General features: G+C 69.0%; 11 protein-coding genes and 1 pseudogene. 10 read left to right on the forward strand and 2 right to left on the reverse strand.

The annotated features are described in order from the left end of the window. Positions 1-210 precede the first annotated feature (210 nt). Genes IPJ59_RS18825 through mukB form a run of 4 tightly spaced genes read left to right on the forward strand, consistent with a single transcriptional unit; the run spans position 211 to position 6576 of the window. Positions 211-879 (forward strand): hypothetical protein, encoded by a 669-nt coding sequence (locus tag IPJ59_RS18825; RefSeq protein ID WP_293272764.1) that lies wholly within the window; start codon positions 211-213, stop codon positions 877-879. After that, on the forward strand, positions 771-1505 hold the full coding sequence (locus IPJ59_RS18830; protein ID WP_293272858.1) for a hypothetical protein: 735 nt from the start codon (positions 771-773) through the stop codon (positions 1503-1505). Before IPJ59_RS18825 ends, IPJ59_RS18830 begins: the two co-directional genes overlap by 109 nt. Beyond that, positions 1502-2176 (forward strand): chromosome partition protein MukE, encoded by a 675-nt coding sequence (locus IPJ59_RS18835; protein WP_293272765.1) that lies wholly within the window; start codon positions 1502-1504, stop codon positions 2174-2176. Before IPJ59_RS18830 ends, IPJ59_RS18835 begins: the two co-directional genes overlap by 4 nt. Continuing rightward, a complete protein-coding gene (mukB, locus tag IPJ59_RS18840; protein ID WP_293272766.1) occupies positions 2173-6576 on the forward strand; it encodes a chromosome partition protein MukB in 4404 nt (1467 codons plus the stop codon). The genes IPJ59_RS18835 and mukB overlap by 4 nt, the downstream gene beginning before the upstream one ends. A 95-nt stretch (positions 6577-6671) precedes the next feature. On the opposite strand, the gene IPJ59_RS18845 is transcribed toward mukB, so the two are convergent. Continuing rightward, positions 6672-7073: a hypothetical protein gene (locus IPJ59_RS18845; RefSeq protein WP_293272767.1), complete on the reverse strand. Its 402-nt coding sequence runs from the start codon at positions 7071-7073 to the stop codon at positions 6672-6674. 458 nt (positions 7074-7531) lie between these two features. Between IPJ59_RS18845 and IPJ59_RS18850 the strand changes: the two are divergent. Then, positions 7532-9250, forward strand: a pseudogene (locus tag IPJ59_RS18850) (DUF3427 domain-containing protein); the annotation flags it as partial. Between the two features lie 15 nt (positions 9251-9265). Here IPJ59_RS18850 and IPJ59_RS18855 read toward each other — a convergent pair. Beyond that, complete coding sequence (locus IPJ59_RS18855) at positions 9266-9616, reverse strand: hypothetical protein (protein ID WP_293272769.1); 351 nt, start codon at positions 9614-9616, stop codon at positions 9266-9268. Here IPJ59_RS18855 and IPJ59_RS18860 point away from each other — a divergent pair. The 5 genes from IPJ59_RS18860 to IPJ59_RS18880 all read left to right on the forward strand — a co-directional run bounded on the left by IPJ59_RS18860 (position 9603) and on the right by IPJ59_RS18880 (position 14593). Then, positions 9603-9992, forward strand: coding sequence for a MerR family transcriptional regulator (locus IPJ59_RS18860; RefSeq protein ID WP_293272770.1), 390 nt, complete (start codon positions 9603-9605; stop codon positions 9990-9992). The genes IPJ59_RS18855 and IPJ59_RS18860 overlap by 14 nt on opposite strands. Positions 9993-10080: 88 nt before the next feature. Further along, on the forward strand, positions 10081-11403 hold the full coding sequence (locus IPJ59_RS18865; RefSeq protein WP_293272771.1) for a serine/threonine-protein kinase: 1323 nt from the start codon (positions 10081-10083) through the stop codon (positions 11401-11403). A gap of 235 nt (positions 11404-11638) precedes the next feature. Next, positions 11639-12532 (forward strand): hypothetical protein, encoded by an 894-nt coding sequence (locus IPJ59_RS18870; RefSeq protein WP_293272772.1) that lies wholly within the window; start codon positions 11639-11641, stop codon positions 12530-12532. A gap of 427 nt (positions 12533-12959) precedes the next feature. Then, positions 12960-13718: a hypothetical protein gene (locus IPJ59_RS18875; protein ID WP_293272773.1), complete on the forward strand. Its 759-nt coding sequence runs from the start codon at positions 12960-12962 to the stop codon at positions 13716-13718. 11 nt (positions 13719-13729) lie between these two features. Further along, positions 13730-14593: a DUF4215 domain-containing protein gene (locus IPJ59_RS18880; RefSeq protein ID WP_293272774.1), complete on the forward strand. Its 864-nt coding sequence runs from the start codon at positions 13730-13732 to the stop codon at positions 14591-14593. Positions 14594-14717 lie beyond the last annotated feature (124 nt).

The following is a 14717-nucleotide window of genomic DNA, read 5'->3' on the forward strand; positions in this document are numbered from 1 at the left end:
ATGGTGCGTGCCATTGGCATGCTCCGCCGCGAGCGGCGCTCGTGGATCCTCGACAGCGTCTCGCTGTTCGAGGTGGTCCTAGCGGACGACGCCTGAGCGCAGCTGGACTTCCTGGGCCACTTGTAGGCCGGGAACTCGCGGTCAGGCCGCGTGAGCGGCTCGTTTCTGCTTGCGGTGCGAGATCGCCCTCGGCAATACTCCGCAGGGGTCATGGAGGACGTGCACCGGACGATCGGCTCGCTTCACCGCGGAGGCGCAAAGCTGCAGCTCGACACGACGGACTTGTGCTTCCTCGTCGCCCTGCGGGCCCAGGCGGAGCGAGCGACGGTTGCGTCGTTCGAGGACGGTGTGCTGGTCGACGTCTTTGAGCAGGTCTGTGACGTGACCGAACCGGGTGCGCCGAACAAGCGCAAGCGGGCGACGCATGCGATTGAGCGGCTGCGCGAGCAGCGGTTGTTGGCCCGGGTCGACGGTGCGGGCCTGGTGCGGGCCGGCGATTATTCGATCACCCGCCTCGGTGCGGCGATTGTCGACTTCTTCGCCGGCGAGGAGAAGCTGACCCGCGAGAGCCTGTCGCTGCTCACGAACATCCTTCTGTCGCAGCTCGCGGAGGTCCGGGCCGCCGCCAGGCAGTGCGACTCCGCGGAGCTCTGGAGGAGCCGCGTGATCGAGCCGCTACAGGTTACGGTCGCGGAGCTGGTCGGCGGTATCGAGCGTCGCCAGCGCGGGATGCCCAGCAGGAGGAGATCCAGGCCAAGATCGGTGACCTGCTGCGGCATGACTGGTTCGCTGCGATCGATGCCTGTGAGCGGTTGCTTGACGAGACAGCGACGACCCTGCAGGAGCTCAATCAGGTGCTCATGCGGGACACCGGACTGATGCTCGCGCTGCTGCAGGAGGTCGAGCAGGCGGCGGCGATGGTCGATGCGCGCGACGCCGAGGCGGCGGCCCACGCAGTCGCCGAGCAGGTGGAGCGCGTTGCTGCCTGGGGTGGGGAACGCCAGCGGGCCTGGTCGGAGTATTATCAATATGTCCAGCGCTACCTGCGAACGGTGGTACGCCTCGATCCTCAGCGGGCGATGAGCCAGCGCCTCCGGGATCAGCTGGCCGGGTGGATGGAGCAGCCCTTCGCCCTCCACGTCGCCGCGGTGGCGCCGATCCGGCTGCTGCGCGAGCTCGAGGCCCGCGTCGAGCGACCGCCGGTCGAGCGCCCGCGTCGGCCGCTCGACGAGGCGCTCGCCGTGGAGGCGCCGGACGTGGCCCCGGAGGCGCTCGAGGCCCGCGTCCGGGCGCTCCTCGCCGATGGGCCCGGGAGCTTGTCCACGGTGGTGGGCGCGCTGCTCCCGGAGCTGCCGGGCCATGAGCGCTTCAAGGCGGTCGGACGCATCGCCGAGCTGGTGGCCCGGGATGTTCGCGTGCTCCGGGAGATCGAGCGCGCGTGGGTGCCCGTGCCGGCCTCGATCGAGATCGAGGACTGGGCGCTCGTGCCCAGGGAGAGCGCATGAACGACTCGCCGCTGTACAGCAGCCTCGAGTCCGTCGTGCAGGACGATATGTTCCCTGTCATCGACCTGGCTTTGCGTGAAGGTCGGCATATTGCCAGCGACGAGCCCGCGGAGTTCGCGTTTGTCCGCGAGGCGCAGGTGTTCCTCGAGCCGCTGTATCGTCGTTACGGCTGCGAGCTCGTGCAGGTGAATGACGGCTACTTCTATCTCCGGCCGACGGGGGATCGGCTCGGGCGGCGTCACCTCAGCGCCGCGGAGATGCTGGTCGGGCAGGCGCTCGCGCTGCTGTACCTCGATCCCGCGACGGTGCAGTCCGGGGGCGCAGCCCTGCGAGGGCAGGTGGTCGAGCTCCTCGACAACCTCGTCGGCAAGGAGAAGCTGGTCCAGGCCCTCAACCGTCGGCGCAGCGGGAAGCGCAGCGAACGGGTCGCGCACGAGCTTGTGCGTCGGGAGATCGACACGGCGCTGCGTTCGCTCGCCAGACTCGGCTTCGTCGAGCTGCTGGACGGCGAGCGGCTGCGCCTGCGGCCGCCGGTGTTGCGCTTCGCGGAGCCGGTTCGAGGACTGGGCGACCCCATCGCAGGTCTGCAGCGACTCATCGAGCGCCGCGACGCCGTCATCGTCGAGCTCGAGGAAGGCGGCGACGAGCGCGACGAGGACGACGCCGGATGAAGCGCGTCACTGCCCACACCCTCGTGCTCGTCAACTGGCGTGGCGTGTTCTACCAGCGCTACCTCATGGATCCGCGGGTCACCGCGCTCGAGGGGAGCAACGGCGCCGGCAAGACCACGGTGATGATCGCGGCCTATGTGGTGTTGCTGCCGGACATGAATTTGTTGCGGTTTACCAATGTGGGTGAGCACGGGGCGACCGGTGGCGATCGCGGTCTACACGGTCGGCTCGGAGAGGCCGGGAGCCCGACCTATGCCGTGCTGGACCTCCGGATCGGCGACGAGCGCCTGATTGCCGGCGTGTTGCTCGAGCGGCGCGCCGAGCCGAGCGTCGAGCTCTCGCCGTTCGTGATCACCGGGCTGGGCGTGGACGTTGCCCTGCAGGATGTGTTGCTCGATCGCCAGGAGCAGGATCGCGTGCCGGAGGTCCAGCGCCTGCGTGAGCTCGCGGCCCAGGCCGGCGGCAAGCTCAAGATGTTCGCGTCGGCCCGAGAGTACTTCGCCGAGCTGTTTGAGCGCGGCGTGACGCCGCTGCGGCTCGCGGCGGACGAGGAGCGGCGCAAGTACAACGAGATGCTGCGCACCAGCATGATGGGCGGCATCTCGAGGACCCTGGCCGACGGCCTGCGCGGGTTCTTGCTCAAGGAGGAGACTGGTCTCGCTGACACGCTCAAGCGGATGCGCCAGAACCTCGACGCGTGTCGTCGCACGCGCAGCGAGGTCGGCGAGGCGCGTCAGATTGAGGCCGAGATCTCCGACGTGTACGAGGCGGGGCTCAAGCTGTTCGCGGCGGCGGTCCATGCGAGCCGTGAACGGGCCGAGGAGTCGCTCGTCCGGTTGAAGGAGGCGCGTCGCGTCGCATCCGACATGCAGCTGGAGCACGTTCGGATCACCGGGGACCATGAGGCTGCGATCGAGCTGCGCGACGAGGCCCGCAGCGAGCTCGAGGGGACGACCCGGCGAGCGCAGGACGGCGAGCGAGGTCTCGAGCGCCTGCGTACTGCCAACAAGCTGCACCTGCGGATCGGCGAGGACGAGGTGGTCGAGAGGGCCCGGGTTGCCGCGCATGCGGAGGCGATGGCGATGCGGGATGGCGCGGAGCAGGCTGCGCGGGATGCAGGCCAGGGCCGGGAAGCGGCGCGCACGGCCCACACACGCGCGGCAGAGGGCCTTGCGGACTTCAAGCAGGGCTTCGAGGAGCTCGAGCGTCGCGCGGCGGAGCACCGGGTGGTCGTCACGCGGCTTGCGGACGCGCGGGCCGGGCTGCCCGGTGAAGACGTGAAGCCGGCGACGCTGGTGGATGTCACGCGTCGCTGCGACGAGCGCCTGCGTGGCCTCGATGTCGAGCTGGCCCAGCTCGCCCGCCAGCTCGCCGTCGCCGGCGAACAGCGCGAGGCGTTCACGCGGGTGCTGGCTGCGCTGGAGCGGCTCATCCAACCCGAGCGCATTGCTGACGGCGATGCCCACGGGCGGGCCGAGCAGTGCCTCGCTGACCTGCGTGAGCGCGAGGCGCTGGCCCAGCAGAAGCCGACGCTGAAGCAGGCTCTCGCCGATGCGCGTGCCCGTCAGAGCAAGCAGTGCGTGGTTCGCCAGAGCGCCCGGTCGGTGCTTGGCGCGGATGCTGCGCTCGGCAGCGAGTCGCTGCGTGAGGCGCACGAGAGCGCGGACACTTCGGCGCATGACCTGGCCGAGCGCCTCCGGACGGCACAGAGCTCGGCGGTAGATGCGACGCGCCGGTCCGAGGTCGCGGCCACGCTGATCGCCGAGCTCGAGTCCTTGAGTCGGCGCTGGAGCGAGCTTCGTCGTCGGGCCGACGAGCTCCGCGTCCGACATGAACGCCCGACCTTCACCCGCGGCGAGCTCGAGGCGTTGCGTGTGCATCTACAGGCGGAGCGCGACGCGGTGCACCGCAAGCATGAGGAGCAGCTTGAGCGCCGCGACCGTGTCACCGCCGAGGCGCGCCACCTCGAACAAAGCGGAGGGCAGTTCGCCCCGGACCTGCTCAAGGCGCGTGACCTGGTTGGCGCTGAGCTGCTCGCGGGGCGCTTCGACGATGTCTCGCTCGCCGAGGCCGGTGAACTCCAGGCCCGCCTCGGCCCGCTGCACGCGGCCCTCATCGTCGACGACGTACACGCCGCCGCGACGCGGCTCGCGGCTGCCAAGGACCGGCCCGAGACGCTCTGGCTCGTGGGCCAGGAAGCCGCGCTCGACCTCGACAATGACCCGCCCGAGCGCCTCGGCCGGGACCTGCTGGTGGCGGCCGCGGAGGGGTGGCGGCTCACGCGGATCCCCGAGCAGCCGACCCTCGGCAAGCGCGCTCGCCAGCGCCAGATCGAGTCGTTGCGGCGCGAGGAAGCCACGCTCACCGCAGAGTGCCAGCAGCTCGCGGCACAGGAGGCCGCGCTCGCGGGCTCGCTGCGAGACATCGCCGGCTTGATGCCCGACGTGGCGATCCTCGAGCGCACCGATCCGCAGCCCGAGCTCGCACGAGCGCGCCGTGATGCCGCTGTGGCCACGGATGCGCTTACCCGCCTCGCCGCGGAGATCGCCGCGCTCAAGCCGATGCTCGCCGCCGCGGAGGCGCGTCGCGGCGCGCTCGTACGACTCCTGCCGGACGCCAACCTGCTCGACCCGCCCGACTTCACCGAGGAGGCCAGTCGCCTCGCGGTCTGTCTCGCCGAGGCTGACGCTGCGGAGCTCGAGCTCCGCCGCTGCGCCGCGGACCGCACCCAGCTCGCTCGCGGTCTCGAGACCCTCCGCTCGGTGCCGCTGACTGAAGCTGAGCTTGCGGACATGCGGCACCGTCAGGCCGCCGCGATCGAGGCCCGGGACACCCTCCAGCACGTCGTCTCCGCCCTCCGCTTCGTCCACGACCACATCGCTGCTCTCGAGTGGACCGATGCCGAGGCTGCCCTGGCCGCGAAGGTGCGGCTCAAGCCGGCGCTCGAGCGCCAACTCGAGATCGCCCGGGACCAGCTCGAGAGGGCCGAGACGACGGCCAAGCGTGCCGAGGCCGAGCTGCAGTCCGCGACCCTGCGCTGCAACGCCACCGATGCGCAGCTGCAAACAATCGTCGCAGCGCTCGCCGACCAGCGCGCTCGCCTCGCCGAGCTCGGCATCGACGACGCCAGCGACACAGCGCTCGCGGCGGCTGAGGCCGAGGTCGCCGCGCTGTCCCGACGAGTCGCCGAGCTCACCGTCGACGAGCGCGACCTCGCCGACAAGGCGGCCACCTGGGCCGAGCGACTAAGGAACGCGAAGAGCAAGCTCGAGGCCGCCGAGCGCGACGTCGAGGACAAGACACGCGCGTGGGAGCCCGAGCGTGACGGCTGGGAGTCGCTGCGGCGTGAGGCCGAGGACAAGGGATTGCTCGCGGCCACCTCCACGCCGACCATCGTCCAGGAGATGCTCGACCAGGGCAGCGTCAATCTGTGGAGCAAGGTCAGCAACTACACGACCCTGCTGTCCGAGCGCCTGCGAAAGATCCGCGATGGCACCGAGCTTGCTGAACAGGTGCGCCAGACCATGGCTGGCCCGGCCCGGACCTCGACCGCGGCGCTCGGTGCATGGATCGCGGTGCGCGACTGGCTGCGTCGGCGGGTCCCGGCCCAGATCGCCGAGGTTGACGATCCGCTCGCGGCCCTCGCCCGCCTGCGCGAGCACCTGGAACGGCTCGAACGTCGGCTTGAGGAGCAAGAGCAGGCGTTGCGCGGTGAGACCGGCGACGTGGCCCGCAACATCGAGACGGCGATCCGCAAGGCTCACCAGCAGATCTCGCGCCTCAACGGTGAGCTCGCGCGCGTCAGCTTCGGCAGCATCTGCGGCGTGCGCATCCGGGTCGATCGCGTGGATCGCATGGAACAGGTGCTGCACGCGCTCAAGGAGGGCGCCGCGCAGGAGCTCCTGTGGCAGCGGAGTCTCACCATCGAGGATGCGCTCGACGAGCTGTTCCGGCAGGTCGGTGGCGGGAAGATCAGCGGCCATCGCTTGCTCGACTACCGCGAGTACCTGGGCCTCGCGGTCGAGGTCCAGCGCCGTGCCAGCCCGACGTGGGAGGTCGCCAACCCGACCCGCATGTCCACCGGCGAGGCCATCGGGGTCGGCGCCGCGCTGATGATGGTCGTGCTCACTTCCTGGGAGCGCGACGCCAATCTGCTGCGCGCGAAGCGTTCGCTGGGCACGCTGCGGATCCTGTTTCTCGACGAGGCGAATCGCCTGTCGCAGGACAACCTGGCGATCCTGTTCGACCTGTGCGAGAGCCTCGAGCTGCAGCTCCTGCTCGCCGCTCCGGAGGTGGCCCGGGCGGAGGGGAATACTACCTACCGACTCGTTCGCCAGGTCGACCGCGGCCGCGAGGAGGTGCTCGTCACCGGCCGAAGGATCGCACCGACGAGCGCGTGATGTGGGATCAGAGCCTCCATCGCATCGCGCTGCTCGAGCTGGTCGTCACCGGCGGCCTTCGTCGACGTCACGACCAGAGCAAGGCGTGGGACGAACTATCGACGATGCGGTGGACGCGGCGGACCAGTCGTCAGGGCGAGCTCGTGCTCGCCGAGGAGCACCGACAGACGGTCGAGACGCTGCTCGGCAAGGTCTGGCCTGGATGGCGAGCGATCGGCGTAGCGCTTGATAGCCATGCGCTTCCACCGACGCCGCGGGGTCTGCAACAGCTCGAGGATCTGCAGCGCCAGGCCACCGTGCCCGGGCGATTGCCTGCCCGACTCAATCAGCGCACTGCGATCGCCGCGGTCGGGCCCCACTCGAAGGCTGTGCTCACAGAGCAGCGCCGCCTGGCGCTCGGCGACGTCGACCTGACCCGCGACGGTATCGTCCGAGTTCGTCCGCACCATGGCATGCAGCTCCAGCGTGCGGGCAGAACGCTCGACATGGAGGCCCACCGCGCGGTGCTCGGCGAGGTCTCGCTGCCCGAGCGGGCGCTGCAGGAAGGCCTCGAACTCGCAGGCCCGGCGCCGGCGCGCCGGCCCCTTTTCCCGGCCGCCCCCCGGCGGGGCGGGCCGCGCGCCCCCCGGGCCGGCCGCCCTGCTGATCCCGGGCGCTGGCCGAGCATCTCCGCCGGGCACATCGCGCCGCGTCGTTGCCGGCCGCGCGGCCGCCGCTCGCCCGCCCGCCGGCCGGGGCCCCCCCCGCCCCCCCGCCGCCGGCCGCCCCCCCCCCCCGGGCCCGGCCGCGGCGCCCGCGCCGCGGCCCGCCGCCGGGGGCGGCGCGGCCCGCGGCCGGCCGGGGGCCCCGCCCCCCGCGCCCCCCGCGGCCGGGCCGGGGGCGGCGCGGCCCGGGGGGGCGCGCGGCAGCTGCTCCCGGGCTCGAGACTGCCCCGGGCGGCGGGGGGCCCGGCTGAACGCCAGCTCCCCTTCGCGACGGCCTGCCCTTGCTCGGATGGTTCGACGGCCGCATCGCCGCCGAGCTGCGCCTGTGGGACGCGATCGATCAGCACCGTCTCGCGCCCTTCACCTACTACGGCATCCACGACGGCCTCGATCTGCGCGAGATCCCCTGGCGACGCGGCCGTGGCTACGACGTGGCGGGTTTGTCGAACCTGGTGACTGCGAACGACGTCTGGGCGCGCCAGGTGATCGCACAGCTGCTCGCCCGCATCGACGACCCCGCGACGATGCGCGCGCTCGGCTTCTGCGTCGGTGTCGAGCACGCCCGCTACATGGCGCGCGTGTTCAACGAGGCGGGCATCGCCGCGACCGCGGTGTGGGGCGACAGCCCCGACGACGAGCGCCGCGACGCCCTGCGGGCCCTCGCCGAGCGGCGCATCAACGTGGTGTTCTCGGTTGACCTGTTCAACGAGGGCATCGACGTCCCGGCCGTCGACACCCTGCTGCTCCTGCGCCCGACCGACAGCCCGACCCTGTTCCTGCAGCAGCTCGGACGCGGCCTGCGTCGCAGTCACGGGAAGGAGGCCTGCACGGTGCTGGACTTCGTCGGCCGTCACCGCGCCGAGTTTCGCCTCGACCGGCGCTTCCAGGCCTTGCTAGGCGGGACTCGCCGCGAGTTGATCCAGCAGGTCGAGCGCGGTTTTCCGTTTCTGCCCGCGGGCTGCCACATGGAGCTCGACCGCATCGCCGCGGACATCGTGCTCACCCACCTGCGTCAGGCGCTTCCCTCACGGCGACCGGCGAAGCTCGAGGCCCTGCGACGTCTCGCGCAGAGCGGGCGCGTCACGATGCGCGCCTTCCTCGAAGAGAGCGGCCTCGAGCTCGCGGATATCTACCGTGACGACGGTTGGTCCGCCCTCTGCGAGGCCGCCGGACTCGCGGTGCGGGCTGCCGGCCCGCACGAGAAGGACCTGCGCAGCGCGTGCGCGCGGCTCCTGCACATCGATGACCCCGAACGGATCGCCGCGTTTCGCAGCTTCGTTGAGCTCGACGCACCGCCGGTGCTCGCCGTGATGGACGAGCGGAGCCGCCGTCTCCTGCGCATGCTGGTGGCCGCAGTGACCGAGCGAGCCCTCGGCAAGACGACGACGCTCGCCCAGGCCTGCACGCTACTGTGGCAGCACCCGCAGGTGCTCGCGGAGCTGCGCGAGCTGCTCGGGGAGCTCGCGGGTCGCGTCGACCACTTGCACCACCGTCTCGTCACGCATCCGGACGTGCCGCTGCAGGTACACGGACGCTACACCCGGATCGAGATCCTCGCCGCGTTCGGCATCGGCACCGCGGCGAAGGTGCATGCGTGGCAGACGGGGGTCTACCAGGCCAGGGAGGCGCGCGCAGACCTCCTGGCCTTCACCCTCGACAAGTCCAGCGGCAACTTCTCGCCGACCACACGCTACCGCGACTACGCGATCAGCCGCGAGCTCATCCACTGGGAGAGTCAGTCGATGACCCGCGCCACGAGCGACACCGGACGGCGCTACCAGACCCACGTCGCGGGCGGCACATCGATCATGTTATTCGCCCGCCTGCGTAGCGACGATCGAGCCTTCTGGTTCCTCGGCCCCGCCACCTACGTGAAGCACGAGTCCGAGATGCCGATGGCCGTCACCTGGCGCCTGCATCACCCACTGCCCGGCGACCTGTTCGCGTCGTTCGCCGCCGCAGTCGCTTGATGGCACCGAGGTCGATCATCGTGCTCGCGGGCGCGAAGTCCCCTGCCGCCAGAGGCGGAGACGCCACCGCTGCTTCTCTGTGCGCGATACCCGGATCGATCGTCGAACGCGCACCGCTCGGCCATCTGCACTCACCGCCCATACGATGGGGCGCTCGCCACCCAGCAGCGCCACCAGGTCGCGGTAGCTCGCTCGGGCGATCCAGTTTCCCCAGTGGGTGCGCAGCTCCAACTCAATGGCGTTTCCCTCAATGCTCTGCGGTGCCACCAGGGCGACGCCAAGAGCACCCGGGACGTAGATGAACAGGTCGCCCGCTGCCACTCTGAATCTCACGCCAGATGCTGTGGTTTCGTTGTTCTTCATCATCGCGTCCTCCGTGCTTCAGTGTGCATCAGAGGGATTCAAAGTGCAATCCGTCGAGATCGGGGTGTTTGGTACCCTCGCGGCCGTGGCCCTGATCCCCCGCGACGACTGGATCACCACCGAGGAGGTCGCGCTCGCAGCCGGAGTCGACCGGACCACGATCAGCCGCTGGCGGCAGCGAGAGCTCTTGCCGGAGCCGGTCCTGATCTCGGGCGGTCGGCGTGGGAGGTCGATGCGTTGGCCACCCGACACGGCAGCGCGAGCGCTGTTCCTCAAGCAGGGGCTCGGCTTCGGCTACTCCTTCGACGACCTGCGCGCGGCGCTGACGGACGGCACTTGGCGCAACGGCTTCCGCGGAGTGGCCGACCAAGGGACCTGACCGCAGCGGCCGGCTGCACCCTCGACAGCAGACCACGGCGTCGATACGATTTCGCGCTGCGCGGGCTTACGCGCTTCCGAGGTTCCCCATGTCCCGCTCCGGAGCCGTTCATAGTCCCGTCGAGCTCGTCACGGTCGGCGACTTTGATCCCCAGTCCGACCGGGCCATCGAGTACGACTTCATCGGTCGCAAGATCGCCGGCCGATATACCGTTCGCTCGCAGATCGGCCGCGGTGGCATGGCCGACGTGTTCCAGGCGACCGACGAGGACCTCGGCGTCGACGTGGCGATCAAGCTGCTCAAGCCGCGCATGGCCTCCGACGACCTCCGGGCGCGGATGGTCCAGGAGGCCCGCGCTGCCGCCCAGGTTCGTCATCCCAACCTTGTCCGTGTATTCGGCACCGGTTCGCTCGACGGCACCGCCTTCATCGTCATGGAGCTGCTGGTCGGGCCGAACCTCGACCAGTACCTCCGCGCACGCCCGGACCAGCGTCTGCCCTGCGATGAGGCGCTGTCCCTCCTGCTCCCGGCGCTCGAGGCCCTGCACGCCGTCCACGAGCGGGGCTATGTGCACCGCGATATCAAGCCCGGCAACATGCTCGTCACGAGCGAGCCGGGGCGTCCTCCGACCGCGGTGGTGATCGACCTCGGCCTGGTCAAGGCGGACCGCGCCCTGCGCACGATCGACAGTCCGCCGACGACCGACGTCAATCGCATGCTCTGCACTCCAGGCTACATATCGCCGGAGCAAGCCCTCGGGCGGGCGGTCGACCGCCGCTCGGATGTCTATTCGATGGGGATCACGCTGTATCGCGTGCTCACCGGCCGGCTACCGTTTCACGAGGCCCACGGGAAGCACATCGCCGCGATGCTGGCCCGGCATGTTCACTATGAGCCGACCTTGATCGCCGAGGCGGGCGGGACGGCCGACATCCCGCCAGCGGTCGCCGCGGTGGTGGAGTCGGCGCTGCGCAAAGACCCCGCCGCGCGGCCGCAGACCATGCTCGAGTTCGCCGAGGCGCTCCGCGCCGCAGCCGGTGCTGCCCCGCTCCCGGTGGCGGCGCTCCCTGTCGCGGTGCCGCGTCCCCGTGTGTCGCAGGTGAACTGGGTCTTGTTGGCCTTCGGCCTGGGCATTGCTGTTGCTTGGCTCTTCACGCCCCGGACGGATTGTCCGCGTGTGCCTGGTTCGCACTCTGATGTTCACGTGGCCACGTTGCCGCTCACGGCGACCGCGTCGCTGGAAACACCCGCGACCTCGATGGAACCCCCCTCGCGGACGCACAAGTACCGCCGCCTACCGCGGTACCAGTGGCCGCTGTGTCCAGTGAAGTTGTCAGCCCCACCCGTGTCCCCGAACCACGTCGCCCAGCGAGTTCGACGTCCCGCGAACGTGCTTTACGCAGGACTCTGACCGCGCACACGCCCGACATCCAGCGATGTGTCGACCGTGGCGGGAGCGCCACCGAGCGGGTCCAGGTGCGCGTGACCGCGGATCAGGAAGGGCACCTCGCCGCGAGCGTCGTCAAAGAGGAGGCAACCCCGCTCAACAGCTGCGTTGATACAGCGCTGAAGCGGTTGACCTTGCCGCCCGGCGCCGAGACTACATTCATTCATACGTTCACCGTGAAGGTTACGCCCCGACTGTGATGCTCGCATTCGTCATCACCCTGGCCGTTGCTATCGCCCCCGTGCCTGCGGCGCTGTCGCCCGAGGCTGGCGAGCACAACACGAAGGCCATGCAGTTCTACGATAACCGGCAGCTCGAGCCCGCCTTCGCGGAGTTCCAGGCCGCCTACAATACCATGCCCGATCCACGCCGCGATCGTGCCGGCCGCGAGCTGCTGCTCGGCTCGATGCGGGCGACGCTGCTCGACCTGTACGATGCGACCGGTGAACCCGGGCCGCTGTGTCGCTTGCAGGCGGTCCTGCAGACGCACGTGGATGCCCTGACGACGGCGTTTCCGGACGATCCCGAGATGCTCGAGATCCGCAGCGCCCGGGCTCGCCATCAAGAGGTCACGCAGCAACTCGCCGGTATCGGGCCAGACGCTTGCGCACCGCCACCGCCGCTACCACCCGTGATCACGGCGTCGCCCACGCCCCCTCCCGCCCCGGCCAGCACCGCCGTGCCCCCGCCAGCGCAAGCTCCCACCGATCACTCGATCCCCCCGCGTCAGCTCCGCATCGCGGGCGGCGTCACGTTCGGGCTGGGAGCGGCGCTGCTCGGCGGCATGACTTACGGCATCGTCGTCGAGGCCCAGCGGAAGGCGCAAGCCAATACCATCGATGCCGAAGCTGCGGCTCGCCCGCTCACGACGGACGAGTACACGAAACTCCTCGACCTTCGCGGCGACGCCATGAACGCGCGCTATGTGGCGATCGGAACCGGCGTTGCTGCCGGTGTGGCGACTGGGCTCGGAACGATGTTGTTCGTGCTTGCCCGGCGATCGGCGCGTACTCAGAGGCTGTCTCTCGCACCATGGTGGACGCATGGGGGTGCCGGCTTGACCCTCAGCATGCGGCTCGGAGCCGCGCATTGACCGCAACCTGGAGACATCCGACGATAACCGCGAGGTCTCTCATGCCTAATCATCGCTCGCTCCAGCCGTGGCTCCCCTTGATCCTTCTCGCCGTCGCCTGTAACCACGGTGGGGAAGCTGCTGCCGGTGAAAAGCCCGACGGTGGGACCGGCACCACGGGCACATCCTCAACATCGACCTCGGGCCCTGACGTGCCGACAACGACCCTACCGACCACCGACGCGTCCAGTTCGGGTGGGGGCAGCACAGCCACCGAGGCCACCGGCAACACAAGTACGGGCGCAGACCCCGGGACTTCGTCCAGTTCCACCACGGACCCCCAGTCGCCGACCTGCGGTGACGCGAAGTTCGACCCTGGCGAGGAGTGCGACCAGGGCTTCGGCGACGGCGGAACGACGACCAGGGGGCTTGCACCCTGGAGTGCAAGTTGGCGGCCTGCGGTGACGGTCTGATCTGGGCCGGCAAGGAGGCGTGCGACAACGGTCCCAACAACAATAACGAGCTCTATGGCGGTTGTACGACGATGTGCCAATTCGGCGATCGCTGCAACGACGGCATCGTCCAGGGCCCGGAGGAGTGCGACCTCGGAGCCGACAACGGCACGGACGAGTTCCCGGCGAACGGAGTCCCCTGCGACAGCGGCTGCCGCTACCACGCACGCCTGGTCTTTCTCAGCAGCACGACCTACAAGGGCGGCGAGGTTGGCGGCGTCGAGGGTGCCCATCTCAAGTGCAAGGCGCTCGCAGACAAGGCAGGCTTCGACAACTCGGCGAGCTTCATGGCCTGGATCAGCGACGCCCAGCACAGCCCTGCGCAGGACTTCAAGCACGACATCGATACCGTGGACCTCGCCTACGTGCTGCCCAACGGCGTGCGCATCGCGGACGACTGGAACGATCTGGTCCTCAATGGACCGGGTGATGGCATCGTCGTCACAGACACCGGGGAGAAACTGAGCGAGGAGCGAGTATGGACGGGAACCGCCCCGAGTGGGGAAGTGTTCGATGGGGTGCACTGTAAGGGTTGGAGTAGTTCTTCACCCGAAGATAAGGGACGGATCGGTCGAAACGCGGTTCCCCAAAAACCGGCTGACGTTTGGACACAGTGGGACGACGAGCGGCAGTGGACCAACTACCTGACTGTGCTCTGCAACTGGAAATATCGGCTGTACTGCGTGGAGCAATGAGGACCGAGACCATGAAGTTCCATGTCGTCCACCTTCTCTGCTGCGCCCTCGTCGGTTGCACCGGCTGCGCAGTCGAGCGCATCGATCAGATTATTGCCGAGCATGGCGTTACCTACTGGGACAGCAGCACCGGGGAGACATCCGCGGCGTTAGACACCTCGACAAGCACGACGACAAGCACTAACGGAACCTCCGGGGAGGACAACAATACAAGCACGTCCGTTGACCCGATGACTGGAAGCGAGGGCCAGGGCTCAGAGACCGGTGTTTCTAGCAGCAGCGGTACGGGCAATCCTGCGCCGGTCTGTGGCGATGGTGTGGTGGAGGGGGACGAGGCCTGTGACGATGGCAACGATACCCCGGACGACGGCTGCCAAAAGTGCATGACAGACTCGATCGTCTTCGTTAGCAGTGAAATCTACAAGGGTTTCGCGTTGGGGGGCTTGTACGGCGCGGATCAACGTTGCCGGAGCCTCGCCGCGAAGGCAAATCTCCCGCGTTTCGAGACCTTCCGAGCATGGCTGAGCACGTCCAAAATGCCCGTGGCCGAGCGTTTGATTCACTCGTGGGGGCGTTACAAGTTGGTCAATGGACTGGTTATTGCGGCCAACTGGGAAGCGCTCACGACCGCTCTGTTGCAGAACCCGATCATGGTCGACGAGATGTCGCAAACCCGAGACTACGGAGCCTGGACGGGCACGCTCGCGTCTGGAGACGCGGTACCCGGCTCCTCGTTCTGCGGAGACTGGGATGATAACTCAGGAAAGACGATATTCGGCGCCGCCGGGCTTACAAAGAATGTCGACGCTACCTGGTCGTTCTTCGACGACGTAGAGTGCGGGACTGATTTGCACATTTATTGTGTTGAGCAGTGAATGTGGGGGTAAGTCGAGGTTAAAGTTCGGAATCGTGGAGCCGATCGTTGTCGAGTCGGATCCGTGGCCCGGCGCGGTATTGCGGTCCGAGACCACGCATGGGGCGCTTGAGCTCGCCGAACTT

The sequence above is a fragment of the Nannocystis sp. genome (assembly GCF_016714285.1).
Taxonomy (GTDB): Bacteria; Myxococcota_A; Polyangia; order Nannocystales; family Nannocystaceae; genus Nannocystis.

What these genes read in the sequence shown, in the direction of transcription:
- IPJ59_RS18825 (WP_293272764.1), top strand. Translation starts at nt 211, where the DNA reads ATGGAGGACGTGCACCGGACGATCGGCTCGCTTCACCGCGGAGGCGCA.
- IPJ59_RS18835 (WP_293272765.1), top strand. Translation starts at nt 1,502, where the DNA reads ATGAACGACTCGCCGCTGTACAGCAGCCTCGAGTCCGTCGTGCAGGAC.
- mukB (WP_293272766.1), top strand. Translation starts at nt 2,173, where the DNA reads ATGAAGCGCGTCACTGCCCACACCCTCGTGCTCGTCAACTGGCGTGGC.
- IPJ59_RS18855 (WP_293272769.1), bottom strand. Translation starts at nt 9,616, where the DNA reads ATGATGAAGAACAACGAAACCACAGCATCTGGCGTGAGATTCAGAGTG.
- IPJ59_RS18865 (WP_293272771.1), top strand. Translation starts at nt 10,081, where the DNA reads ATGTCCCGCTCCGGAGCCGTTCATAGTCCCGTCGAGCTCGTCACGGTC.
- IPJ59_RS18870 (WP_293272772.1), top strand. Translation starts at nt 11,639, where the DNA reads ATGCTCGCATTCGTCATCACCCTGGCCGTTGCTATCGCCCCCGTGCCT.
- IPJ59_RS18880 (WP_293272774.1), top strand. Translation starts at nt 13,730, where the DNA reads ATGAAGTTCCATGTCGTCCACCTTCTCTGCTGCGCCCTCGTCGGTTGC.